Here is a 24,957-nt window from a genome sequence, read left to right as displayed (position 1 = left end):
CGGTTATCCTTCCTGCTCAATGCGGGTTAACACCTCGCGCAATACCGGTCCATATTCGTATTTTCCCGGACAGACATAGGTACAGAGCGCCAGATCTTCTTCGTCCAGTTCCAGACAGCCCAGCGCCTGCGCGCTGTCGGTATCGCCGGCGAGCAGATCGCGCAACAGCATGGTCGGCAGAATATCCAGCGGCATGACGCGCTCGTAGTTGCCAATCGGGACCATAGCGCGCTCGCCGCCGTGCGTACTGGTCGAAAAGCTAAACAGCTTATTACGCAGGAAGTGCCCCAGCGTGGTACGGGTGACGGAGTATTTTTCCGCACCGGGCAGCACCCAGCCGAACAGCTCTTTCTCGCGGCCTTCCTGCACAATGCTGACCTGCAAATGGAAACGTCCCAGATAGGCGTGCGCCTGCACGGCATGGCGGCCACTGAGGACCGAACCGGAAATCAGCCGGTTTTCGCCTGCTTTGGTTTCTTCGTTCAGCAGTTCATTGATATCCGCGCCAATCAGCGTCTTCACCAGACGCGGGTTTGCAGCCTGCGGCCCACCGATGGCGATGATGCGTTCCGCGCACAGCTCTCCGGAGGTGAAGAGCGTACCGATGGCGATGACGTCCTGATAATTAAGATGCCAGACCTGTTTCGTCAGGCTCACCGGCTCAAGGAAATGGATGTGCGTCCCGACCAGACCCGCCGGATGCGGGCCAGCAAACTCATTAAACGTGACCTGCCCCTGAGGATGACCGCCAAGCTTGCCGCCACCGGCCTGGCAAACGTGGACTTTTCCCGACGTCAGACGGGTTAAAACGGTAAGCCCGGCATCAAAGGCTTTGCGCTGTGCCAGGATAACCGGCTGCGGATCCACGCTGAGCGGGTTGGTATCCATTGCGGTGACGAAAATCGCGGCCGGTTCCGTGCCGGGAACCGGGGATTTACTGAAGGGACGCGTGCGAAGCGCGGTCCATAAACCGGACGCCAGAAGCTGAGCCTGAACAGCCTCACGGCTCAGCGACGCGAGGTCTGCGGCATCGTAACGGGCGAATTCACGCTGTTCATCGCCTTCAATGCGGATCACCACCGACTGCAGAACGCGCCGTTCGCCACGGTTGATCGCCACAACGGTGCCGCTCGCGGGGGCTGTAAACACCACGCCGGGATTTTTTTTGTCCTCAAAGAGCGCCTGGCCTTTGATCACGCGATCGCCTTCCTGTACCAACATCGAAGGACGCATTCCCAGGTAGTCGTCGCCCACAATGGCGACATGACGGACACTTGCGCCTGTCGAAACGTGCTGCGCGGGCACGCCTGCAATCGGCAGATCAAGTCCTTTTTTGATTTTAAACATGTGGTTAGCAGGTTTCCATGAACAACAATCCAGTGGCCGCGAAGTGTAACATTTTCCCCTTCTCGCGGGCAGCGAATCCGCCGTCGCGCGCGCCAAATTGCGAGCTAATGCGCAAAGTTCCTGGAGCCATCGCGATTTTGATGGTTTATAAAGTAAAACTAATTTGTAAACTCACCGCCCGGCTCTTGCGAAAATCTATAGCGGTGCTAATGTGAGCGCTCCTAACAGAATAATCTGATTTCGGGTCTCTTTTGCCGTCCTGGCAAGTTGGTCATGGTTTTATCAAGGAACTAGTAGTATGCGTAAAATCGCATTGTTCATTGCGATGCTTCTGATTCCGTGCATGTCGTTTGCCGGACTGCTCAGCAGTAATAGCTCAACGACGCCGATCAGCAAAGAATATAAACAGCAGTTAATGGGATCGCCGGTTTATATTCAGATCTTCAAGGAAGAACGCACTCTCGATCTGTTTGTAAAAATGGGTGAGACGTATCAGCTGCTTGATAGCTACAAAATATGTAACTACTCCGGTGGATTAGGGCCAAAACAGCGTCAGGGCGATTTCAAAAGTCCGGAAGGGTTTTACAACGTTCAGCGTAGCCAGCTCAAACCAGACAGCCGTTTCTATAAAGCCATCAATATCGGTTTCCCGAATGCCTATGACCGTGCACACGGTTATGAAGGTAAATACCTGATGATCCACGGTGCTTGCGTGTCTATCGGCTGCTACGCGATGACCGATTCCGGCATTGATGAGATTTTCCAGTTTGTCACCGGCGCGTTGGTCTTTGGTCAGCCAAACGTTCAGGTCAGCATCTATCCGTTCCGCATGACGGATGCCAACATGGCGCGTCACAAGTATTCGTACTACGCGGATTTCTGGAAACAGCTGAAACCCGGCTATGACTACTTCGAGCAGACTCACAAGCCGCCTGTTGTCTCGGTTGTGGATGGCCGTTACGTGGTCAGCAAGCCGCTGAGCCACGAAGTTGTCCATCCACAGCTGGCGTCAAATTACACGGTCCCCGAGACAAAATAGCACCCACTCGCCTGGCATAATCTTTTGCCAGGTTTCGTTGCCCGTCAGCGGCTGCGTTGCAATAACAGTGACCACATCGTTCGGTGTGGTCTCCTTCTGAAAGTCTATCTCCACATCCTGATCGAGCAGCGTTGCCACGCCAAACGGCGCACGGCGGGTGATCCAGAACAAATTCGTCGAGCAGAACGCCATCACATAGCGGCCGTCTGAGAGCAGCATGTTGAACACGCCTTTTTCGCGTAGCTCGGTCGCCAGCGTCGCGATGTATTTAAACACGGCAGCCATATTGCCTGGCGTGCGGGGATAGCGCTCCGTCAGCTTGTGCAGCAGCCAGCAGAAGGCTTTTTCACTGTCGGTTTCGCCTACCGGGCGGAAATTGCCCGTTTCCAGCGACTTATAGCCCGTGAGTTGCCCGTTGTGCGCGTAGGTCCAGTTTCGGCCCCACAGCTCACGGGTAAACGGATGGGTATTTTCCAGCGCCACTTCGCCACGGTTAGCCTGGCGAATGTGGGCGATCACCGAGCGGGACTTGATAGGATAGTCCTGCACCAGTTTGGCAATCGGTGAGTTAAAGCTGGGCTGTGGATCTTTGAACGTGCGACACCCTTTGCCTTCGTAGAAGGTGATGCCCCAGCCGTCTTTATGCGGCCCGGTTCCTCCACCGCGCTGCACCAGCCCGGTGAAGCTAAAGCAGATATCGGTTGGCACATTGGCGCTCATCCCGAGCAGTTCGCACATACATCACCTCCACAACAGCGGGGGGCACCGGCGCCCCCCAGCGAAGTCTTACTTAGCCATCTCTTTTTCGATCAGCTGGATCAGGATGTGGATCACTTTGATGTGAATTTCCTGAATGCGGTCAGCATAACCGAAGTGCGGAACGCGAATTTCAACATCCGCCGTACCGTTCATCTTACCGCCATCTTTGCCCGTCAGGGTGATGACTTTCATCCCTTTTTCACGCGCGGCGGCGATCGCTTTGATCACGTTACCGGAGTTGCCGGAGGTAGAAATCCCCAGCAGCACGTCGCCTTCACGGCCTACCGCTTCAACGTAGCGAGAGAAGATGTGGTCGTAACCGAAGTCGTTGCCTACGCAGGAGATGTGGCTCACGTCGGAAATCGCAATCGCCGGGTAGCCAGGACGGTTTTCGCGATAGCGTCCGGTCAGCTCTTCTGCGAAGTGCATCGCGTCGCAGTGAGAGCCGCCGTTACCGCAGGAGAGCACTTTGCCACCCGCTTTGAAGCTGTCGGCCAGCAGGACCGCCGCGCGCTGAATAGCGTGAATATTGGCATCATCTTTCAGAAAGTTCGCCAGCGTTTCCGCCGCTTCGTTCAGTTCGTTACGAATAAGATCCTGGTACATGAGGATAATCCTTCAGTATTGATGAAATAACACAGTGGAGTGTACCGGATAGCGGGAAAAGCGAGAAGCTAAAGCCATGCGAAACGTCCGGCGTTTTGCTTTTTCGTGCCGGGTAAAACGCGAACAATGTGAACCAGGTTGTAATTATTTTGTAAACACATTGCTAAAGGAAATAACATCAACTACAACCATATCATCACAAGTGGTCAGACCTCCTACAAGCAAGGGAGCTTTTCTTTATGATGATTTTGAGCATTCTCGCAACCGTTGTTCTGCTCGGTGTGTTGTTCTATCACCGCGTCAGTTTATTCCTGAGCAGCCTGATTCTTCTGGCCTGGACGGCTGCGCTTGGCGTCGCAGGTCTCTGGACTATCTGGCTTTTAGTCCCTCTTGCCATCATCCTTCTGCCGTTTAACTTTGCCCCGATGCGTAAATCAATGATTTCTGCACCGGTGTTCAAAGGCTTCCGCAAGGTGATGCCGCCCATGTCGCGTACTGAAAAAGAAGCGATTGATGCGGGCACCACCTGGTGGGAAGGCGACCTGTTCCAGGGTAATCCGGACTGGAAAAAGCTGCATAACTACCCGCAGCCGCGTCTGACCGCGGAAGAGCAGGCGTTTATTGACGGCCCGGTAGAAGAAGCCTGCCGTATGGCGAACGACTTTGCCATCACCCATGAAATGGCCGACCTGCCGCCAGAGCTGTGGGCGTACCTGAAAGAGCATCGCTTCTTCGCGATGATCATTAAGAAAGAGTACGGCGGTCTGGAGTTCTCCGCCTACGCTCAGGCTCGCGTCCTGCAAAAGCTGGCAGGCGTTTCCGGCATCCTGGCGATTACCGTTGGCGTGCCTAACTCCTTAGGCCCGGGCGAACTGCTGCAGCATTACGGTACCGAAGAGCAAAAAGATCACTACCTGCCGCGTCTGGCACGCGGTCAGGAAATCCCTTGCTTCGCGCTGACCAGCCCGGAAGCAGGCTCCGATGCGGGCGCGATTCCGGATACCGGCGTGGTCTGCATGGGCGAGTGGCAGGGCGAGCAGGTGCTGGGCATGCGCCTGACCTGGAACAAGCGTTATATCACGCTGGCCCCTATCGCCACCGTGCTGGGTCTGGCCTTTAAGCTCTCTGACCCGGAAAGACTGCTGGGCGGCGAAGAAGATCTGGGCATTACCTGTGCGCTGATCCCAACCTCCACCCCGGGCGTTGAGATTGGTCGTCGTCACTTCCCATTGAACGTGCCGTTCCAGAACGGTCCAACCCGCGGCCAGGATATCTTTGTGCCGATTGATTACATCATCGGTGGTCCAAAAATGGCCGGTCAGGGCTGGCGTATGCTGGTGGAATGTCTGTCGGTGGGCCGCGGCATTACCCTGCCGTCGAACTCAACCGGCGGTCTGAAGTCGGTGGCGATGGGGATTGGTGCCTACGCGCACATCCGCCGTCAGTTCAAAATCTCCATCGGCAAGATGGAAGGTATCGAAGAGCCGCTGGCGCGTATCGCGGGCAACGCCTACGTGATGGACGCTGCCGCCACGCTGATTACCTACGGCATTATGCTGGGCGAAAAACCAGCCGTACTGTCGGCCATTGTGAAGTACCATTGTACCCACCGCGCGCAGCAGTCAATTATTGACGCGATGGATATCGCGGGCGGTAAAGGCATTATGCTCGGCGAAGGCAACTTCCTGGCGCGCGGCTATCAGGGCGCACCGATTGCTATCACCGTGGAAGGGGCAAACATCCTGACCCGCAGCATGATGATCTTCGGTCAGGGCGCAATTCGCTGCCATCCTTACGTGCTGGAAGAGATGGCCGCTGCGCAGAACAACGACGTGGATGCCTTCGATAAGCTGTTGTTCAAACATATCGGTCACGTGGGCAGCAACAAGGTGCGCAGCTTCTGGCTGGGCCTGACGCGCGGCCTTACCAGCGCCACGCCGACCGGCGATGCAACTAAACGTTATTATCAGCATCTGAACCGTCTGAGCGCCAACCTGGCCCTGCTGTCCGACGTTTCCATGGCGGTACTGGGCGGCAGCCTGAAGCGTCGCGAACGTATCTCTGCCCGTCTGGGCGATGTGCTGAGCCAGATCTTCCTGGCCTCTGCGGTCCTGAAACGTTACGACGACGAAGGCCGTCAGGAAGCGGATCTGCCCCTGGTGCACTGGGGCGTGCAGGATGCGTTGTATCAGGCTGAACAGGCGATTGACGATCTGCTGGCAAACTTCCCGAACCGCTTCGTGGCAGGCGCCCTGCGCGTGGTGATCTTCCCGACCGGTCGTCACCATCTGGCACCGTCCGACAGGCTGGACCACAAAGTGGCGAAGATCCTGCAGGTTCCGAGCGCAACCCGTTCCCGTATCGGTCGCGGTCAGTACCTGGCACCGACGCCGCATAACCCGGTGGGTCTGCTGGAAGAGGCGCTGCTTGACGTGATGGCCGCCGATCCGATTCACCAGAAGATCTGTAAACAGCTGGGCAAAAACCTGCCGTTTACCCGTCTGGACGAACTGGCAAAACAGGCGCTGGCCGGTGGCATTATCAATAAAGATGAGGCCGCTCTGCTGGTGAAAGCCGAAGAGAGCCGTTTGCGCAGCATTAACGTGGATGATTTCGAACCGGACGAGCTGGCGACGCAGCCGGTAAAGCTGCCGGAGAAGCACCGTAAACCTGAAGCGGCATAACGCGTTTTCGCTTACCTAAACCCCGCCTCGCGCGGGGTTTTTTATTGCCACATTTTCTCGTTATGTCGTGCTACAGTGTCAAAAAGTGGTCGTTTGAGGAGTCTGTATCGTGCCTGGTCTGAAGATTTCTATTTTGCAGCAACCTTTAGTGTGGATGGATGGCCCCGCCAACCTGCGCCACTTCGATCGTCAACTCGAGGACATTACCGGGCGCGATGTGATTGTCCTGCCGGAAATGTTCACCACCGGCTTCGCCATGGAAGCGGCAAAACAGTCAATGCCGCAGGAGGAGGTGGTCGCCTGGATGCATGCCAAAGCGCAGCAGACCAACGCGCTGATTGCCGGTAGCGCCGCGCTGCAAACGGAGCGCGGCCCGGTGAACCGCTTCCTGCTGGTCGAGCCGGAAGGAAAGGTGCATTTCTACGACAAGCGTCACCTGTTCCGTATGGCGGATGAGCACCATCACTATGAAGCCGGTAACGAACGCGTGGTGTTCGAGTGGCGCGGCTGGCGCATTCTGCCGCTGGTCTGCTACGACCTGCGCTTCCCGGTGTGGTCGCGTAACCGCAACGATTACGACCTGGCGCTGTATGTGGCCAACTGGCCTGCACCGCGCTCCCTGCACTGGCAGTCGCTGCTGGTGGCGCGCGCGATTGAGAACCAGGCGTACGTGGTGGGCTGCAACCGCGTGGGGACGGACGGCAACGGGCATCACTATCGCGGCGACAGCCGGGTGGTGAATCCGCAGGGCGAGATCATCGCCACCGCAGAGCCGCATCAGGCGACGCGTATTGATGCGGAGCTGTCCTTGACGGCGCTGAAGGAGTACCGGGAGAAGTTTCCGGCGTGGCAGGATGCGGATCCTTTTAGCATTGAGTGAAAAAAAAGCCGGGTGGCGGCTACGCCTTACCCGGCCTACCAATGTTGCTCGCTTCTTTTAACTCACCAACGCCTGCCCGTCTTTGCGGCTTTCCGTCGCCGCCACGTAGTGTCCTTCCGGCAGGCGGTAAATCACCTGTGCACCACCGAAGTTGTAATCCTGAAGCGGATCTTCCACCACAATTTGATGCCCGCGCTCGCGCAGCGCGGCAATCGTGTTGCGATCGAACGTCGATTCAACGATCACCTCCCTGCCCTGCACCACGCGCCAGCGCGGCGCATCGATTGCCGCCTGCGGGTTTTGCCCGTGCAGCATGATGCGTAGCGCCATCTGCATGTGCCCCTGCGCCTGCATCGGGCCGCCCATCACGCCGAAGGACATCAGCGGCTGGCCGTTGCCGTCCATCGCAAAGCCCGGAATGATGGTGTGGAACGGGCGCTTGCTGCCCGCCAGCGCGTTCGGGTGATTTGGATCCAGCACAAAGCCGCAGCCCCGGTTTTGCAGGCTGATCCCGGTATCCGGCACCACAATGCCTGAACCGAAGCCCATATAGTTGGACTGAATAAACGAGACCATCATCCCGCTGGCGTCCGCGGTGCTGATGTAGACCGTGCCGCTCTGCGTCGGGGAACCGTAGACAAAATCAGATGCGCTGTCGTGGTTGATCAGCGCCGCACGCGACTTCAGGTAATGGTCGCTCAGCAGTTCTTTCGCCGCAAACGCCATGTGTGCTTCGTCTGCCACGTAGCGGTCGAGATCCGCCAGCGCCAGCTTCATTGCCTCGATAGAGAGATGCAGAGACTGCACGGAATCCGGATGATGCTTCTCAATGCCGCACTGCTCAAGAATGCCGAGCGCAATCAGCGTGGCGATCCCCTGCCCGTTTGGCGGCAGCTCCTGCACCGAGCCGCCCGCAAAGTCGCGTGACAGCAGTTCTACCCAGTCCACGCGGTGGTTGGCCAGATCCTCGGCCGTCAGGTGCGCGCCATGCTCTCTGGCGAAGGCGGCAATTTTCTGCGCCAGCTCACCGCGGTAAAAGGCTTCGCCGTTGGTGCGGGCAATCAGCTCAAGCGAGTTCGCCTGCGCCGGGTTACGGAAGATCTCCCCCACGCGCGGGGCGCGGCCTTCCGGGGCGAAACAGGCGCTGAAGCCCGGCTGATCTTTCAGCTTGTTATAGCCGCGCTGCCAGAGATGCCCAATCAGCGGGGAGACCGGGAAGCCGTTGCGCGCGTAGTCAATGGCGGGCTGCGCCAGGGTGGTCAACGGCAGCGTGCCGAAGCGTTCCGCCAGGGCGACCCAGCCGGATACCGCCCCCGGCACGGTCACCGCGTCCCAGCCGATTTCGGGCACCGCGGTTTTTCCGGCAAACAGATCCGCGTGCCAGCTCGCAGGCGAACGACCGGAGGCGTTCAGGCCGTGCAGCTTTTCACCGTCCCAGACGATAGCAAAGGCGTCGCTGCCGATGCCGTTGCCGGTCGGCTCGACCACCGTCAGCGCCATGGCGGCGGCTATGGCCGCATCCACGGCATTCCCCCCCAGCTGCAGCATCTTCATTCCCGCCTGCGCCGCCAGCGGCTGAGACGTCGCAACGGCGTTATGGCCCAGCATCGGCGGACGGCGTGAAGCGTAACCGGACGTAAAATCTAGCGCTTTGGTCATCATGACTCCTTAGTCGTGGCGCGGATCGAGCGCATCGCGCAGCCCGTCGCCGAGTAAATTAAAGCCCTGCACGGCAAGGAAAATCGCCACGCCGGGGAAAATGGACATCCACGGGGCCTGTTCAAGAAAACCTTTGGCGGTGTTGAGCATGGAGCCCCAGGATGGATTGGGCGGCTGCTGTCCCAGCCCCAAAAACGACAGGCTGGCTTCAGCGATTATCGCCGAGGCAATCGCCAGCGTGGCCTGGACCAGAATCGGCGACATCACGTTGGGCAGAACGTACTTGATGATGATCCAGCGATCCGGCAGGCCAATAGCCCGCGCGCCGTCGATGTACTCTTCGTTGCGAATGGCGATCACTTGGCCGCGCGTCAGGCGGGCGAAGATCGGCATCGCGGAAAGGCCGATGGCGATCATCGCGTTCGTCAGGCTCGGGCCCAAAAACGCCCCCAGCGCGATCGCCATGATCAGGAACGGGCAGGCCAGCAGCGCCTCGATCACGCGCGAGATGACGCCGTCCCACATCTTCTGGAAGTAACCCGCCACCAGCCCCAGCGGTACGCCGATAACCACGGCAATCACCACAGACATACAGCCCGCCATCAGCGAGGTGCGCGCCCCCCAGATAATGCGGGATAGGATGTCTCGCCCCAGCTCGTCGGTGCCGAACCAGTACATCGCCGACGGCGCTTTGCGCACCGCCAGGAAGTTGGCTTTGACCGGGTCGAACGGGGCGATCCACGGCGCCAGCAGCGCCACCAGCACAAAGAACCCCACCACTGCCGCGCCAATGACCGCGCTTTTATTGGCGAGGAATTTTTTCAATACCCGGTTTTGCGCCCGCGGTAGTGCGGGCGCAACGGTTTGGGTCGTCATTTCCGCCATCGTTAGCCTCGCATTTTCGGGTTGATAAGGACGTAAAGCACGTCGGCCAGCAGGTTGAGCATCAGGAAGCCGATGGCGACGATCAGCACCACGCCCTGCACCACCGCATAATCACGGTTAAATACCGAATCGACGATCATCTTGCCGAAGCCCGGAATGGTGAACACCTGCTCGGTCAGCACCGCGCCGCCCAGCAGTTCGCCAAACAGCAGCGTGGTGAGGGTGATCACCGGCACCAGCGCGTTGCGGAACGCGTGCTTCAGGATCACCGCCTTCGGCAGCAGCCCTTTCGCCCGCGCGGTGCGGATGTAGTCCGCCTTCAGTACCGCAATCATCGAGGCGCGGGTGTGGCGCATCAGCGTTGCCGCGAGCCCCGTTCCGAGCACGGACGCGGGCAGCAGCAGCGTGCGCAGGTTCTGGAGCGGATCTTCACTGAACGGCACGTAGCCGGAGGCAGGCAGCCACTGCAGGTTTACCGAAAAGACCAGAATCAACAGGATCCCCAGCCAGAAGTGCGGGATCGAGATCCCCGAGATCGCCACGAAGTTCGCCCCGTGATCGACCCAGCTGTTTTTGTTCACCGCCGCGAGGATCCCCATGCTGATGCCAAACACCAGCGCGATAATCATCGCCAGCAGCGACAGCTCAAGCGTCACCGGCAGCTTGCTGGCAATCAGCTGCGTCACCGGCTCGTGCGTGCGTAAGGAGACGCCCAGATCGCCCTGCAGCGCCCGCGTCAGCCAGTGGAAATACTGCACCGGGATCGGGGCATCGAGGTTCAGCTCCGCACGCAGCTGAGCGATAACTACCGGGTCGCGCTCCTCGCCTGCCATGGCGATCAGCGGGTCGCCAGGCAGCAGCTTTTGCAGCCCAAACACCATCATGCTCACCAGCAACAGCGTCGGGACGGCCAGCAGCAGACGTTTGCAAATCAGTTCCAGCATGGGCTCTCCTCAGGACACTTATTTCGCAAGCGTTAAGCCAGCCAGACGCACGATGCCGTCCGGGTACGGCTTAAAGCCCTGCACGCTTTTGTTCAGGCCAAAAATACGCGGCTCGAAGTAGAGGTAGGCAATCGGCATGTCGGTTTGCAGCTGCTTCACCACCTTGTCGTACAGCGGCTGGCGCGCGGCCTGGTCGGTACTCTGGCGCGCCTGGGTCAGCCACTCATCGACCTGCGCGTTGCTGTAGCGGCCGTCGTTCAGGGTGCCTTTGCTGTTGATAAAGCCGTAGATGCTGCCGTCCGGATCCGGGCGCCCCGACCAGCCGGAGAAGCTCAGCTGATAGTCCCCGCTCTGCTGGCGGTCCAGCAGCGTGGCGAATTCGGTCATCTGCAGGTTCAGGTTAAAGCCCGCCTCGGCGACCATAGCCTGCAGCACCTGCCCTACCTGCTGCGAGGTTGGGTTGTTCGGCACCAGCAGGTTGACGGTCAGCGGCGCGGTGACGCCTGCCGCTTTGAGCAGGGCTTTGGCTTTATCGACGTCACGCGGCGGGACCGGCAGGTTGACGTGATACGGACTCACCGTGGAAAACGCCTGGTTGGCTGGCGTATACAACCCTTCAAAGACCACCTGGTTTAGCGCATCGCGGTCGATGGCCTGAGAAAACGCCTCGCGTACTCGAGCGTCCTTGAACGGATCGTTGGCGGGCACCTTGCCGTTATTGATGTTGAAAGTGATGCCCTGATAGCCCAGACCGGTCACCTTCGCCAGCGCCAGCTTGCTGTCGGCTTCGACGGTTTTAACGTCGCTGGCGGCGATGCCTTCGGTCAGATCAAGATCGCCCGCGCGCAGGTTCGCGAGGCGCACGGAGGCATCCGGGATCGGCAGATAGATGATTTTGTCGAAGTGGTAGGCGTCTTTGTTCCAGTAGTTGTCGAAGCGGGTCAGAACGATGCGGTCCTGGGACACGCGGCTGTCGAATTTATACGGGCCGGAACAGACCGGATGGGCGGCAAAGTCAGGCTTTTTTGCCGCTTCAGGGGCCATCATGGCGCCCGCACGGTCGGTGAGCTGCATCAGCAGTGCCGCATCCGGCGTCTTCAGGTGCAGGGCAATCTGCATCGGACCGGTGACCTCGACCGATTCAACGGAGGAGATCTCGCTTTTACGCAGGGAGCCTTTTAAGGTCAGGGCGCGGTCGAGGTTGTATTTTGCCGCGGCGGCATCGAATTTCTCACCGTCGTGGAAGGTCACGCCTTCGCGCAGGTTGAGCGTCAGGGTTTTACCGTCGTCACTCCACGCCCAGTCTTTGGCCAGACCGGGGACGACCTTCAGGTTTTCATCCACATCCACCAGCCTGTCGCACAGGGAGGCAAAGACGAAGCGGCCATAGTAGGTGCGCGCCAGATGCGGGTCGAGCATGTCCGGGTCAGCCCCCAGGCCAATACGCAGCACGCTTTCAGAATGGGCGGGCAGCGCCGCGCCAAGCAACATAACACTTCCCAGTACGGTCAAAAGAGAATTACGCATTGTCATTATCATGAGTTCCTTGAAGGAAGGGACGAGTGGGTGGCCGCGTGTTCAAACAGCGCGCGGCGGCGCAGAAACGCAGCGGATGGCGATGCGATCTGGATAACGCTGCGATCGCGGTTGATCTCCTGCCAGCGATGACAGGCAACCTGACGCCCGCCGTCGAGCACCTGATTAATCGGCTCGACCTGACGGCATTCGTCAGTGACGAACGGGCAGCGGGTGTGGAAACGGCAGCCGGACGGCGGACTGGCCGGGTTCGGTAAATCCCCCTGCAGCAGCGGCGCGTCGCGTTCAGCGCCCGGCTGCATCTGCGGCGCCGAGGCGATCAGCGCCTGGGTATAGGGGTGCAGCGGTGCGTCAAAGATCTCATCGACGCTGGCAAGCTCAACGATTTGCCCGAGGTACATGACCGCCACGCGGTCGCTCATATGGCGAATAACAGCCAGACCGTGGGCGACAATCACCATCGTCAGCCCCAGCTGGTGCTTCAGGCTTTCCAGTAAATTGACCACCTGCGCCTGCACCGACACATCCAGCGCGGATACCGGCTCATCGCCCAGCAGCAGCTTTGGTCCTGAGGCCAGCGCGCGCGCAATGCCGATACGCTGGCGCTGCCCGCCGGAAAACTCGTGCGGGTAGCGCCCGGCCCAGGCGGCGGGCAGGCCCACGGTCTTAAGCAGTTCGGCAACGCGGTACTGCCGGTCCCCTTTCTTCATGTTCTGGTGCAGCCACAGCGGCTCACCGACGATCTGCTCCACCGTCATGCGCGGGTTCAGGGAGGCGAAGGGATCCTGAAAGATGATCTGCAGCTCGCGGCGGAGCTGATTGAGGCGCGCGCCCGAGGCGTGGGTGATCTCTTCCCCCTGATAAAACACGCGCCCTTCGCTGGCGGCCAGCAGGCGCAGCAGCAGGCGGCCAAGCGTGGATTTTCCGGAACCGGACTCGCCGACAATCGCCAGCGTTTCGCCCGGCATGACGGCAAGCGACACGCGATCGACCGCCGTCACAAACCGGGCGGGGGTAAAGAGTTTTTTCGGGCCGGGGAAAAGCTTGCTGAGATCCCGAGCTTCCAGAATGGGCGTGGTCATGCGGTCTCTCCCAGGGCGATGTGGTGTTCGAGCGGCACGCGGAAGCAGGCAACCCGATGGCCCGCGCCGAGCGTGGTGAGCGGCGGTTTTTCATCATGGCAGCGCGACTGCGCAAACGGGCAGCGCGTTGCGAAACGGCAGCCTTGCGGCATGGATTCCGGCAGCGGGACCGATCCGGGAATAGTGGAAAGCGGGCCCTTGCGTGCGCCAAGGGAGGGGATCGAGCCCATCAGGCCGATGGTGTACGGGTGCTGCGGGTCGGCAAATATCGCCTCGACGCTCCCCTGCTCTACCACCTGTCCGGCATACATCACCGCCACCTGCTGCGCCACTTCGGCCACCACGCCTAAATCGTGGGTGATCATCAGCACCGCCGTGCCGGTTTCCTCTTTCAAGGTGTTGAGCAAGGCGAGGATTTGCGCCTGGATGGTGACGTCGAGCGCGGTGGTCGGCTCATCGGCAATCAATAATTTAGGATGATTGATCAGCGCCATGGCAATCATCACGCGCTGGCGCATGCCGCCGGAAAGCTGGTGGGGATAGGCTTTCAATCGCATCTCTGCTGCCGGAATCTGCACTTTCTCGAGGATCTGCAGCGCGATCTTCATCGCCTCTGCGCGCGAGACGTCCTGATGACGCATAACCGCCTCGCTCAGCTGATCGCCCAGCGTAAACGCCGGATTGAGCGAGGTCATCGGCTCCTGGAAAATCATCGCCAGCTCGCTACCGCGCAGATCGGCATATTCCCGCGGCGAGAGCTTGCGCAGATCGTGGCGACGAAACTGCATCTCCCCGCTGACGATCCGTGCGCTGGCGGGCAGTAACCCCATCAGCGCCAGGGAGGTGATACTTTTCCCGCAGCCGGATTCTCCCACCAGCGCCAGCGTTTCGCCCGCCCTGACGGTCAACGAGATACCGTCAAGCACGCTTACCGGCGAGCCCGCGAACGTAACGTTGAGGTTTTTTACTTGCAATACGGGCGTGGCGTCCTTAAAGGGGATTGTCGTCATGGCGTGAAGTCGTCCTCGAGGTGGATCGCCTGAATCAGGGCGGTTTGCAGGCTGAGCAGGTGTTCGCGCATCGCGGTCGCGGCCTCGTTAGGCTGGCGATGGATAATGGCAGCCATGATCTTGTGGTGGTGGTCGTTATAGCTATCGACACGCTCGGGGGTGCGTGCCAGCTCGCGCAGATGCTGCCAGCCCGGTTCACGCCGCACGGCATCAATGGCATCAAACAGGCCGAGCATCAGGCGGTTGCCCGCCGCTTCCGCAATGGCGCGGTGAAAGGCGCTATCCCACAGTTCGTTGAGATCGCGGTCATCCGGGCTGACCTTGTCGATGCGTTCCAGCATGCGCTGCATGAGCGCAAGGTTTTCCCTGGTGGCACGCAGTGCCGCAAGCCGGGCTAAGCCGGGTTCGAGCTGCAGACGAGCTTCCATCACTTCCAGAAGGTTGGTTTGCTGAACCAATCCCTGAAGGGCCAGCGGTTCAACGGGTGCAGCCGGGCCGATAAAGGTCCCTTTGCCCTGCTTACGCCAGATGCGCCCCTCTTCTTCCAGCACGTCCAGCGCGCGACGCACTTCACGTCGTCCTACGCCGAGTGTGTCCGACAGCTCACGTTCCGTGGGCAGTGGAGTGCCTGGTGTTGACTCGTGCTGGTTGATTAGCCCGCGCAGCTGTTCAAGCGCGGTGCTGGAATTTGCCAGAAACCGTGACGGTTTTTCCATATTGGTTCGCTCGCTTTCATCATTGCTTTATTTTTATTAACGATAAGTTATTGATATGGAATGACGCTTATCGTGCTAATGATTAAGCAATAACCAAACCAATCTGCAATTGGTTCAGTAATTTTTAGCATAGCGGGTTATAAGCAGATGATTCTGTATGAATTCTTTTTTACAGAGAGACACAATCTGACTCGTGCCTGAATAGCCAGCGGTGGAAAAATGCACAACAACAGTGCAAAGAATGCACTAATGATGTGCAATTGTTAATTAATTGCACTATTGATATTAACTTTTTGTTAACTACAAGTCAGAAGAGAGGGAATGGAATCACAGCTGGCTGAAACGACGAAGGCCTGAATCATTTCTGATTCAGGCCTTCTGAATAGTGGCGGAACGGACGGGACTCGAACCCGCGACCCCCTGCGTGACAGGCAGGTATTCTAACCGACTGAACTACCGCTCCACTGTTCCCGTTTGGGGAACGAGGCGCATATTACGGTGCGCCTCCAATCTCGTCAACGCTTTTTCTCGCGTTTTGAATCGTTTGCTGCAAAAATCGCCCAAACGATGATTTTACAGGCATTCCGGCGTTTTTTCAGGCACGCCACAGGCAGCTGCCGCCCTTCTTCTGCACCAGATCAAGACGGGATTCGTGATTAAGCAGCTCTTCATCACTGGCTAAAACAACCCGCAGCCGACTTGCCTGACGGACGACACGCTGAATACCCGCTTCGCCCTGCGTTTGCTGCGACTCATTTTCCATACTGAACTTCATAGACGTCTGCCCACCGGTCATCGTCAGATAGACATCGGCGAGGATCTGGGCATCGAGCAACGCCCCGTGGAGCGTTCGTTTGGTATTATCTATCTCGTAGCGCGAACACAGTGCATCCAGGCTGTTACGCTTGCCGGGGAACATTTTCCTCGCCAGCGCCAGACTGTCTGTCACCTTACAGAAGGTGTTCGTCTTCGGGATATCACGATTAAGCTTGCTGAATTCATAATCCATAAAGCCGATATCGAACGAGGCGTTATGGATAACAAGCTCAGCGCCCCTGATGTATTCCAGGAATTCGTCAGCCACGTCCGCAAAAGTCGGCTTATCCAGCAAGAACTCATCGGCAATACCGTGAACGCCGAACGCTTCGGGATCCACCAGCCGATCGGGCTTGAGATAGACGTGGAAGTTGTTCCCCGTAAGACGACGGTTCACCACTTCAACGGCACCGATCTCAATGATCTTATGCCCTTCGTAGTGCGCGCCAATCTGGTTCATACCGGTGGTTTCGGTATCGAGGACGATCTGGCGAGTAATTGCAGTGCTCATAGCGGTCATTTATGTCAGACTTATCGTTTAACTGAACGTTTCAAATACAGGAAGTCTACCAGAGATGCGTAAACAGGTAGAAATTTTCACCGATGGATCTTGTCTCGGCAACCCGGGTCCCGGCGGCTACGGCGCGATTATGCGTTATCGCCAGCATGAAAAAACTTTTAGCGAAGGCTATTTTCTGACCACCAACAACCGGATGGAGCTCATGGCGGCCATTGTGGCGCTGGAGGCGTTAAAAGAACATTGTGACGTGGTGTTAAGTACCGACAGCCAGTACGTTCGTCAGGGAATTACCCAGTGGATCCATAACTGGAAAAAACGCGGCTGGAAGACTGCCGATAAGAAACCGGTCAAGAACGTCGATCTCTGGAAACGGCTTGATGCCGCCCTGGGCCAGCACCAGATCAAGTGGGAGTGGGTTAAAGGGCACGCCGGTCATCCGGAAAACGAACGCTGTGACGAACTGGCGCGTGCGGCAGCCGCTAACCCTGCGCATGAGGACGCGGGTTATCAGCCTGAATCCTGATCAGGGCTTTCTGTACTGCCGCGTGGCGCCAACGGTCTGGCGGATCGGTGTTTTCGATTTGCTCTGCTTCATGGGATTAAGCGTTAGGGGAATGGTTCGCTTACGCGCGACGATAAACTGCATGCAGCCTAAGGCAGGCAAATGCGTGCTCAACAAGACGCCCCCCTGCCGTGCCCAGGGCAGCACCTGAAAGCCGCCGTAGCAGAGCACTTCGAAGTTAAGCAGTGACAGCCAGTCGAGCTGGCGCATCATGGTGAACATCCGGCTGTTGTAAGGCGGCGTCCGGCGCAGCACCGGTACCAGCTTTCGCAGGCCCATCAGGCTCAGCGGGTTGAATCCGCTCAGCACCAGCCAGCCGTCATCAATCAGCACGCGATCGGCTTCGCGAAGCAGACGGTGCGGATCGCTGCACCAGGGTAACGTATGTGCGAGCAAACACGCATCAACGGATTTTTCCGCAAACGGCAGATGTAACGGGTCTGCTTTCACCTGAACCGGCGATCCGCCGAGAGAGACGTTCACCTGATGCGAGATAGCGCAGCTTTCGGTATTGATTTCCGCGCTGAGATTGCCAATCTTAAGCAGGTGAAAGCCATACATTTTCGCGAGCCAGGGCTTCAGCTGTTGCTCTAACGCCTCGCGATAGTATTCACCCCAGGGCAGTTCCGCCCAACGTTCCGGTGCTGCGACAGTCTGAGGTATCCTTGCCGGTTTCATCAACACACCCGCCACGCTATAAGAGGTAATGTATGAATCTTATCAGTATTTCTGCTTTTGAGGACAATTACATCTGGGTTTTGGTTGACGATGAACGTCGATGCGTCATTGTCGATCCCGGAGAATCCGCCCCCGTACTGCGCGCAATAGAAGAGAACGGCTGGCAGCCGGAAGCTATTCTGTTGACGCATCACCATAACGATCATACGGGCGGTGTACCTGAACTGCGTACCCATTTTCCGCATGTTGTGGTTTACGGACCGTCAGAGGCACAAGATAAGGGTGTCACGCAAGTAGTCGAAGAAGGCGAAAAAATCCTCATACGTGAGTGGGAGTTTTCCGTATTTGCCACACCGGGTCACACTTTGGGACATCTGTGTTTCTACAGTAAGCCTTATCTTTTTTGCGGTGACACGCTGTTCTCAGGGGGCTGCGGAAGGCTGTTTGAAGGAACACCAGCGCAAATGTATCAGTCTTTACAGAAGATTAACGCATTACCCGATGACACCGTTATTTGTTGCGCACATGAGTATACATTAGGAAATATGAAGTTTGCCGTCAGCCTGTTGCCTGAGGATCGGGCGATTCAGGATTATTATCACAAAGTGAAGGAGTTACGTGCAAAAAACCAAAACACACTCCCCGTAATTCTGAAAAACGAGCGCCAAATTAATTTATTTTTGCGAACAGATGATATTGATTTAATTAGCAAAATTAACCAAGAAACAAATTTGCAACAACCAGAACAGCGATTTGCATGGTTAAGGTCAAAGAAAGATAACTTCAGATAATTGCTGGTTGCCTTTTCAAAAATTCGCCGTTATCATCGCTCGTCTTTTAAGCAACTATTGACACACACATGAAGGCAAAAGCGATATTACTCGCCTCTGTCCTGCTTGTAGGTTGCCAGTCGCAGAACGGCAGCAACGTACAACAGCACGCACAGAGCCTTTCTGCAGCTGGTCAAGGGGAAGCAGGGAAGTTTACAAGTTCGGCGCGCTGGATGGACGATGGGACATCTTTCGCGCAGGAGCAAGACTTGTGGACCTCTATTGGCGACGAGCTAAAGATGGGAATTCCGGAAAACAGCCGGATTCGCGAACAGAAACAGAAGTATTTAAGTAATAAGAGCTATCTCCACGATGTAACGTTACGGGCAGAGCCGTATATGTACTGGATAGCCGGGCAAGTTAAGAAACGTAACATGCCTATGGAGCTGGTACTCCTACCCATAGTGGAGAGCGCTTTTGACCCACACGCGACGTCTGGCGCCAATGCCGCAGGCATTTGGCAGATCATTCCGAGCACCGGGCGAAACTATGGTCTGAAACAGACCCGCAACTATGATGCGCGTCGCGATGTTGTCGCTTCAACGACAGCCGCTCTCGACATGATGCAACGTCTGAACAAGATGTTTGACGGCGACTGGCTGTTAACGGTCGCAGCGTACAATAGCGGCGAAGGTCGTGTACTGAAGGCAATGAAAGCGAATAAAGCACGGGGTAAATCCACCGATTTTTGGTCGCTCTCACTGCCACAGGAAACAAAGATTTACGTACCGAAAATGCTGGCTTTGAGCGATATTCTCAAGAACAGCAAGCGTTACGGTGTACAACTGCCAACACCAGACGAAAGTCGTGCACTGGCGCGTGTTCGCCTCAGCAATCCGGTTGATATTCAACAGGTTGCTGATATGACGGGTATGTCGGTAAGTAAATTGAAAACCTTTAATGCTGGCGTTAAAGGCTCAACGCTGGGGGCGAGTGGCCCGCAGTATGTAATGGTTCCGCAGAAACATGCTGAGCAGTTACGTGAGTCTTTAGCTTCGGGTGAAATCGCCGCCGTTCAGTCAACGCTGATCGCGGATGCATCATCAGTTAACAGCCGCAGCTATAAGGTTCGTTCAGGTGATACGCTTTCGGGAATTGCGTCACGTCTTGGCGTGAATGCGAAAGATCTGCAGCAGTGGAATAACCTGCGCAGTTCAGGCCTGAAAGTGGGTCAAACTCTGACGGTGGGTGCAGGTAGCAGCGCACAGCGTCTCGCCAGCAACAGCGATAGCATTACCTATCGCGTGCGCAAGGGTGATTCGCTGTCCAGTATCGCAAAACGTCACGGCGTGAACATCAAAGATGTGATGCGCTGGAACAACGATACTGACAATCTGAAACCGGGCGACCAGCTAACGCTGTTTGTGAAGAACAGCGCGACGCCAGACTCCTGATAACACGACCGAAAGATAAAAAGGCACCGATTCCCCTCGGTGCCTTTTTTGTTTATCCCGCTTTTTGCGCTTCCGCCATGATGGTATCGCTGGTAAATGAACCATCGTCCTGCAGTTCAAAGTACGCCTTCACCTCTGCCGACGCACTCTCCTGATACAGCCTGATAGCCTGGCTTAATGCTTCCGGGGTGCGCATACGCGCTATCCACGAGCTAAACTCCAGCGGTAAACGGTCTGTGATTAACGAACGCGCGATCAGCCCCGCTTCCGTGATAAGCGATAACCACTCTCCGCTGGCGTAGTTTTGCACATGGGAGGTGTCGCGCAGCGCTTCCACCGTCTGCAGCCAGATATTACGTACCGGATGCCCAGGCGACATGACATCCATAATAATGAAGATGCCACCCGGCTTCAGAACGCGTTTGACTTCGCGTAATGCCTGGCCAACATCATGCCAGTGGTGCGCGGAATAACGGCTGATCACCACCTCAAACGAGGCATCATCAAAAGGTAAGGATTCGGCATAGCCCTGACGCGTATCAATGTTGCCCAGTCCCTTCGCTTTCGCCGCTTCAGCAACCACCTCCAGCATCTGGCTGGATAAGTCATATGCGGTTACGTGCGCCACCTGCTGCGCAGCCGTGAAGCTGGCATGCCCTGCCCCGCAGCCTAAATCCAGCACGTGCGCCTGCGGGAATGCCGACAGACGTTCACCGAGACGCACCAGATCGCGACCTGAAGCGTGCACGGCGCTGCTCAGATAGGCATTTGCCTGAGAACCAAACTGTTTTTCTACGTTGTCATGATGGGAGTGTGTTGTTGTCATCGTACTGTCCTTTGTGGGTTAAAAATAGAAGGGCAGCACCCGCGCAGGTCTGCCCCACGGCAGACCTGACACACCATTATTTATCAGGTTTGCCGGGACTGAATTCGACTAGTAGAGGGTTATGATCGGAGGCGCGCGTCACCAGCACAGAGGCGTCGTGTACGCTTAAACCACGGTAGAAGACAAAATCGAGAGGACGACCAAAGGCTTTTTTGCGCTGGTCATCGCTAAAACGGACTTCACGCAGCGACATTTCGCGCGCAAAGCGGTACAGCGCATTCATGCGCGGGCGGCTCCAGGCATTGAAATCACCGGCCATAATGATCGGCCCACTGTGATGCGCAATCTGATCGCCGATCGGAAGTAACTGCTTGCTATAAACATCCACGCCCAGGCTGAAGTTTACCGCGTGGATATTCACGACCATCAGCATACGGGTATCCGGCAGTGGATAGACCGTCACCAGTGCCGATTTCGCCAGACGCAGGATAGGCTCGCGTTCGCGCAATGGACAACAATAGACCGGATGTGCTGCTGAAAGCGTCATCACCCCCGAGGGGTGCTGAGGCAGAACAAAGGCCGGTACCTGGTCGGCGGCAAGATAGTGAGTGGTGGCAAACCGGACCAGCTCAGGGGTGGTTTGCGCCTCCTGGAGCAGAACCAGATGGGCATCTTTGCCAAAATTCTTGAGTACCGATAACCACTCCGCACGCTGCTGCTTAAAGATATTCCACACCAGTACGCGGATTTTTTCATCGCTGCTTAACGGTGTGCCGGCGGGTAATGCCTGACTGATGCTCGCAAACGACCCCGGAGGCAAGATCCTCTCCGCGGGCATTCCGGCAACATAACGCATGGCATAGGTATTTTTTCGCACTTTTGGAAACAGCCTCTGTAACATGAACCAGTCCGGAAAACGGACTGGTTCTAATGTTATAGGGACTTTAGGTCACACTTTCAACGCAATTTCTGAGAAACCGCTTTCCAGTTTTGTAAGCCAGCGCTTACTGATGTTACCCCAGCGCAACGCGGGCTGGCTTATCCAGACGTCCGCTCATGCCAATCAGCAGGAAGGCGATCAGGACAATCACCGCGCCAATCCACGGGGTCTGGGTCAATCCGAAGTGCTCGACGGTTTGTCCGCCAATAATTGAACCCAGCGCAATACCAATATTAAATGCGGCAATGTTCAGCCCCGATGCCACGTCCACCGCATTTGGCGTATAAAGCTCGGCTTTCTGTACAACGTAGACCTGAAGCCCTGGCACATTACCAAAAGCGAAGATCCCCATGACCAGTACCGTGACCAGCGCGGCGTACTGTATCGAGGCGGTGAACTGGAAAATCATCAGCAGAACAACCAGCGCGGCGAAGATGAATTTCAGCGCCGGCACCGCACCATGCTTATCCGCAAGCTTGCCGCCCCAGATATTGCCAATCGCAACGGAAATACCGTACCCCAGCAAGATCCAGCTCACGGCGTTGGTAGAGAAGCCCGCCAGGTCCTGCATCATCGGTGCCAGGAAGGTAAAAGCAGTGAATACGCCACCATAGCCCAGCGCCGTAACCGCGTAGATGATCAGCAAACGCGGATGCGTAAGTACCTTCAGCTGATCGCTCAAGCTAGCGCTGGCCCGGCCTGGAATATTCGACGGCACCAGCAGCAGGCTGGTCACCAAGGCAATGACGCCCAGTAGGGAGACGGCCAGGAACGTTTCACGCCAGCCGAAGTGTTGTCCGATAAACGTGCCCAACGGTACGCCCGTAACGAGTGCAACGGTCAACCCACCGAACATGATCGCAATGGCGGATGCCGCTTTCTCTTTGGGTACCAGGCTGGTTGCAATAGTAGAACCAATCGAGAAGAACACCCCGTGAGCAAGGCCGGTCAACAGCCGAGCGATGACCAGCGTGGTGTAGTCCGGCGCCTGCCAGGCCAGAATGTTGCCAGCAGTGAACAGCACCATCAGTGCAACTAACAGCTGCTTACGTGGGAAACGTCCTGTCAGGGCCGTCAGGGCTGGCGCACCGACGGCAACGCCCAGGGCATAGATAGACACCAGCAATCCGGCGGAGGGCAGCGAGATCGCAAGCTGGTTAGCAATGGTGGGAACCAGTCCCACGATAACAAATTCGGTCGTGCCAATTGCGAAGGCACTGATCGTCAGGGCAAGTAGCGCCAGTGGCATAAAATACTCCGTATCATCAGGATTAAGATGACAGGCAGTATGCGTCAGTGCTTAAATAACAAAAATGGTCAAAATCTCAATAGAATTTTGCGGGTGGTGCAACAATGAAAGCAACGTCAGAAGAGCTGACAATCTTTGTCGCCGTGGTTGAAAGCGGCAGCTTTAGCCGCGCGGCCGAACAGCTGGGACAGGCTAACTCAGCCATCAGCCGCTCGGTAAAAAAGCTGGAGATGAAGCTTGGGGTGAGTCTGCTCAACCGAACGACGCGGCAGCTGAGCCTGACGGAGGAAGGTGAGCGTTATTTTCGCCGCGTGCAGTCGGTACTGCAGGAGATGGCCGCAGCAGAGACCGAGATTATGGAGACCCGCAGCACGCCGCGTGGGTTACTGCGCATTGATGCAGCCACGCCGGTTGTGCTGCACTTTCTGATGCCGCTAATCAAACCTTTCCGTGAACGCTATCCGGAGATGACGCTCTCTCTGGTCTCGTCCGAGACGTTTATTAACCTCATCGAGCGAAAGGTAGATGTGGCGATCCGGGCCGGAACGCTGACCGATTCAAGCCTGCGGGCCCGCCCGCTGTTTGCCAGCTACCGTAAAATTATCGCGTCGCCACAGTATATTGCTGAACATGGCAAACCGGAGACGGTTGAGGAGTTGAAACAGCATTTGTGCCTGGGCTTCACGGAACCCGTTTCGCTAAATACCTGGCCCGTCGCCTGCCCTGACGGTCAGTTGCATGAGATCACCTGCGGGTTGTCGTCCAACAGCGGGGAGACGCTGAAGCAATTGTGTCTTGAAGGCAACGGTATCGCCTGTTTGTCTGACTATATGATTGATAAGGAGATTGCGCGGGGTGAACTGGTGGAATTGATGGCCGATAAACGCCTGCCAGTCGAAATGCCTTTCAGCGCGGTGTATTACAGCGACAGAGCGGTGAGTACGCGCATTCGTGCCTTTATCGATTTTCTGAGTGAACATATAAAAACAGCTCCCGGAGGAGCTGTGTGAGGGTTCAGGTTACAGAGGGTGGGTCAAACTTAATCCCAGTTTGGCGCTAAGCCTTCCGGGCTGACCAGGCGATCGTTGCACTCCAGGGCTGCGATCGCTTTTTTATCGTCAGCATCCAGATGAAGATCCGTTGCTAACAGGTTGCTCGCCAGGTTTTCACGCTTAGTGGATGATGGGATCACGGCATACCCTTCACCCATTGCCCATGCCAGAATGACCTGCGCAGCCGTCGCATTATGCTTCTCGGCGATACGGATAATCACCTCATCTTTCAGTGCCTTACCGTAGGCCAGCGTCATGTATGAGGTGATGTGGATCCCATGCTGTTTTGCCCAGTCCACCACTTTGCGGTTTTGCAGATATGGAGAGAGCTCAATCTGGTTGGTTGCAATATTTTCTGCGCCAACAGCAGCAATGGCCTTTTCCATCAGCGGGATCGTGAAGTTGGAGATCCCAATTTCACGCGTTAAGCCCTGTTTTTTCGCTTCCAGCAGCGCCTGCATGAATTCTTCCACGGAGACGGCATCGTTCGGTGATGGCCAGTGGACCAGCGTCAGATCCACGTAGTCAGTACGCAGTTTTTTCAGGCTTTCTTTCAGGCTTGGGATCAGCTTGTCTTTGCTGAGATTCTCAATCCAGATTTTCGTGGTAATAAACAGCTCATTACGCGGCACACCGCTCTCTTCGAGAGCTTGTCCAACGGCTGCTTCGTTTTCATAGATCTGCGCCGTATCAACAGCACGGTAGCCCAGTTCGAGTGCGGTTTTAACTGATGCGATAACAACGTCGTCTTTCAGGCGGAAAGTGCCCAAACCAAATGCAGGGAGAGTCATACTATTCCTCAATCATTATGTTCGTAAACTGAGGACGATTATCGCTGGCGGTGTTATAGAGAAAAAGATCGCAAAATGCAGAGGATTTTTGCTGATTTCGCAATAATTAAACGTCAGATAAGAAAAAAGCCCTGAGCGTTAGCTCAGGGCTT

23 protein-coding genes and 1 tRNA gene are annotated in these 24,957 nt (G+C 56.8%); 7 read left to right on the top strand and 17 right to left on the bottom strand.

The window, feature by feature from the left end; genetic code table 11:
- Window positions 1–3: 3 nt before the first annotated feature.
- Entirely contained in the window at window positions 4–1,347 is a 1,344-nt protein-coding gene (locus ACVCAM_RS20540; protein ID WP_032664053.1) for a Na(+)-translocating NADH-quinone reductase subunit A, read from the bottom strand.
- Between the two features lie 298 nt (window positions 1,348–1,645).
- Here ACVCAM_RS20540 and dpaA point away from each other — a divergent pair, with 298 nt between their 5' ends.
- Window positions 1,646–2,386: a peptidoglycan meso-diaminopimelic acid protein amidase gene (dpaA, locus tag ACVCAM_RS20535; protein WP_008500261.1), complete on the top strand. Its 741-nt coding sequence runs from the start codon at window positions 1,646–1,648 to the stop codon at window positions 2,384–2,386.
- Here dpaA and ACVCAM_RS20530 read toward each other — a convergent pair.
- The gene (locus ACVCAM_RS20530; protein WP_008500262.1) at window positions 2,357–3,124 is read right to left on the bottom strand and encodes a class II glutamine amidotransferase; all 768 of its coding nucleotides are present in this window, start codon (window positions 3,122–3,124) and stop codon (window positions 2,357–2,359) included. The genes dpaA and ACVCAM_RS20530 overlap by 30 nt on opposite strands.
- A 48-nt stretch (window positions 3,125–3,172) precedes the next feature.
- The gene (gene lpcA / locus ACVCAM_RS20525) at window positions 3,173–3,751 is read right to left on the bottom strand and encodes a D-sedoheptulose 7-phosphate isomerase (RefSeq protein ID WP_407223078.1); all 579 of its coding nucleotides are present in this window, start codon (window positions 3,749–3,751) and stop codon (window positions 3,173–3,175) included.
- 239 nt (window positions 3,752–3,990) lie between these two features.
- Here lpcA and fadE point away from each other — a divergent pair, with 239 nt between their 5' ends.
- Both fadE and ACVCAM_RS20515 read left to right on the top strand, forming a co-directional pair.
- On the top strand, window positions 3,991–6,435 hold the full coding sequence (fadE, locus tag ACVCAM_RS20520; RefSeq protein ID WP_032654786.1) for an acyl-CoA dehydrogenase FadE: 2,445 nt from the start codon (window positions 3,991–3,993) through the stop codon (window positions 6,433–6,435).
- A 109-nt stretch (window positions 6,436–6,544) separates the two neighbouring features.
- Window positions 6,545–7,315 carry an amidohydrolase gene (locus tag ACVCAM_RS20515; RefSeq protein ID WP_008500265.1) on the top strand — a complete coding sequence of 257 codons (771 nt, stop codon included), beginning with the start codon at window positions 6,545–6,547 and terminating at the stop codon, window positions 7,313–7,315.
- A 57-nt stretch (window positions 7,316–7,372) separates the two neighbouring features.
- On the opposite strand, the gene ACVCAM_RS20510 is transcribed toward ACVCAM_RS20515, so the two are convergent.
- The 9 genes from ACVCAM_RS20510 to dnaQ all read right to left on the bottom strand — a co-directional run bounded on the left by ACVCAM_RS20510 (window position 7,373) and on the right by dnaQ (window position 16,474).
- Window positions 7,373–8,974, bottom strand: a complete 1,602-nt coding sequence (locus ACVCAM_RS20510) for a gamma-glutamyltransferase family protein (protein ID WP_021242874.1) — start codon at window positions 8,972–8,974, stop codon at window positions 7,373–7,375.
- A 9-nt stretch (window positions 8,975–8,983) separates the two neighbouring features.
- Window positions 8,984–9,859, bottom strand: a complete 876-nt coding sequence (locus ACVCAM_RS20505; protein WP_087450630.1) for an ABC transporter permease — start codon at window positions 9,857–9,859, stop codon at window positions 8,984–8,986.
- A gap of 2 nt (window positions 9,860–9,861) precedes the next feature.
- Window positions 9,862–10,803 (bottom strand): ABC transporter permease, encoded by a 942-nt coding sequence (locus ACVCAM_RS20500; RefSeq protein ID WP_407223077.1) that lies wholly within the window; start codon window positions 10,801–10,803, stop codon window positions 9,862–9,864.
- A gap of 18 nt (window positions 10,804–10,821) precedes the next feature.
- Window positions 10,822–12,336 (bottom strand): ABC transporter substrate-binding protein, encoded by a 1,515-nt coding sequence (locus ACVCAM_RS20495; RefSeq protein WP_023343412.1) that lies wholly within the window; start codon window positions 12,334–12,336, stop codon window positions 10,822–10,824.
- Window positions 12,337–12,338: 2 nt separating this feature from the next.
- Window positions 12,339–13,421: an ABC transporter ATP-binding protein gene (locus tag ACVCAM_RS20490; RefSeq protein WP_023326738.1), complete on the bottom strand. Its 1,083-nt coding sequence runs from the start codon at window positions 13,419–13,421 to the stop codon at window positions 12,339–12,341.
- A complete protein-coding gene (locus ACVCAM_RS20485) occupies window positions 13,418–14,431 on the bottom strand; it encodes an ABC transporter ATP-binding protein (RefSeq protein WP_055321984.1) in 1,014 nt (337 codons plus the stop codon). Before ACVCAM_RS20485 ends, ACVCAM_RS20490 begins: the two co-directional genes overlap by 4 nt.
- Complete coding sequence (locus ACVCAM_RS20480) at window positions 14,428–15,147, bottom strand: FadR/GntR family transcriptional regulator (RefSeq protein ID WP_021242871.1); 720 nt, start codon at window positions 15,145–15,147, stop codon at window positions 14,428–14,430. The genes ACVCAM_RS20485 and ACVCAM_RS20480 overlap by 4 nt, the downstream gene beginning before the upstream one ends.
- A 386-nt stretch (window positions 15,148–15,533) precedes the next feature.
- Window positions 15,534–15,610: transfer RNA gene (locus tag ACVCAM_RS20475), tRNA-Asp, on the bottom strand.
- Between the two features lie 132 nt (window positions 15,611–15,742).
- Complete coding sequence (gene dnaQ, locus ACVCAM_RS20470) at window positions 15,743–16,474, bottom strand: DNA polymerase III subunit epsilon (RefSeq protein WP_025912581.1); 732 nt, start codon at window positions 16,472–16,474, stop codon at window positions 15,743–15,745.
- Window positions 16,475–16,538: 64 nt separating this feature from the next.
- Here dnaQ and rnhA point away from each other — a divergent pair, with 64 nt between their 5' ends.
- Complete coding sequence (gene rnhA / locus ACVCAM_RS20465; protein WP_008500276.1) at window positions 16,539–17,006, top strand: ribonuclease HI; 468 nt, start codon at window positions 16,539–16,541, stop codon at window positions 17,004–17,006.
- Here rnhA and ACVCAM_RS20460 read toward each other — a convergent pair whose 3' ends face one another.
- Window positions 17,007–17,723, bottom strand: a complete 717-nt coding sequence (locus tag ACVCAM_RS20460; RefSeq protein ID WP_008500277.1) for a class I SAM-dependent methyltransferase — start codon at window positions 17,721–17,723, stop codon at window positions 17,007–17,009.
- A gap of 32 nt (window positions 17,724–17,755) precedes the next feature.
- Here ACVCAM_RS20460 and gloB point away from each other — a divergent pair, with 32 nt between their 5' ends.
- Together gloB and mltD are read left to right on the top strand one after the other, a co-directional pair.
- Window positions 17,756–18,514 (top strand): hydroxyacylglutathione hydrolase, encoded by a 759-nt coding sequence (gene gloB, locus ACVCAM_RS20455; protein WP_021242868.1) that lies wholly within the window; start codon window positions 17,756–17,758, stop codon window positions 18,512–18,514.
- A gap of 68 nt (window positions 18,515–18,582) precedes the next feature.
- Entirely contained in the window at window positions 18,583–19,947 is a 1,365-nt protein-coding gene (gene mltD, locus ACVCAM_RS20450) for a murein transglycosylase D (protein ID WP_023293221.1), read from the top strand.
- A 52-nt stretch (window positions 19,948–19,999) separates the two neighbouring features.
- Here mltD and ACVCAM_RS20445 read toward each other — a convergent pair whose 3' ends face one another.
- From ACVCAM_RS20445 to ACVCAM_RS20435, 3 genes are all read right to left on the bottom strand, one after another.
- Window positions 20,000–20,773, bottom strand: coding sequence for a class I SAM-dependent methyltransferase (locus ACVCAM_RS20445; RefSeq protein ID WP_023343407.1), 774 nt, complete (start codon window positions 20,771–20,773; stop codon window positions 20,000–20,002).
- A 76-nt stretch (window positions 20,774–20,849) separates the two neighbouring features.
- Window positions 20,850–21,650, bottom strand: coding sequence for an endonuclease/exonuclease/phosphatase family protein (locus ACVCAM_RS20440; RefSeq protein ID WP_025912579.1), 801 nt, complete (start codon window positions 21,648–21,650; stop codon window positions 20,850–20,852).
- A 136-nt stretch (window positions 21,651–21,786) separates the two neighbouring features.
- Window positions 21,787–22,962: an MFS transporter gene (locus tag ACVCAM_RS20435; RefSeq protein WP_025912578.1), complete on the bottom strand. Its 1,176-nt coding sequence runs from the start codon at window positions 22,960–22,962 to the stop codon at window positions 21,787–21,789.
- 104 nt (window positions 22,963–23,066) lie between these two features.
- On the opposite strand from ACVCAM_RS20435, the gene yafC reads away from it, so the two are divergent.
- The gene (yafC, locus tag ACVCAM_RS20430) at window positions 23,067–23,972 is read left to right on the top strand and encodes a DNA-binding transcriptional regulator YafC (protein WP_021242864.1); all 906 of its coding nucleotides are present in this window, start codon (window positions 23,067–23,069) and stop codon (window positions 23,970–23,972) included.
- A gap of 29 nt (window positions 23,973–24,001) precedes the next feature.
- On the opposite strand, the gene dkgB is transcribed toward yafC, so the two are convergent.
- Entirely contained in the window at window positions 24,002–24,805 is an 804-nt protein-coding gene (dkgB, locus tag ACVCAM_RS20425; RefSeq protein ID WP_008500284.1) for a 2,5-didehydrogluconate reductase DkgB, read from the bottom strand.
- Window positions 24,806–24,957: the final 152 nt, after the last annotated feature.

This window comes from Enterobacter sp. CFEC122, from assembly GCF_052983755.1.
Note: the sequence above shows the minus strand (reverse complement) of the source record. Positions and strands in the feature narration are given on the sequence as shown.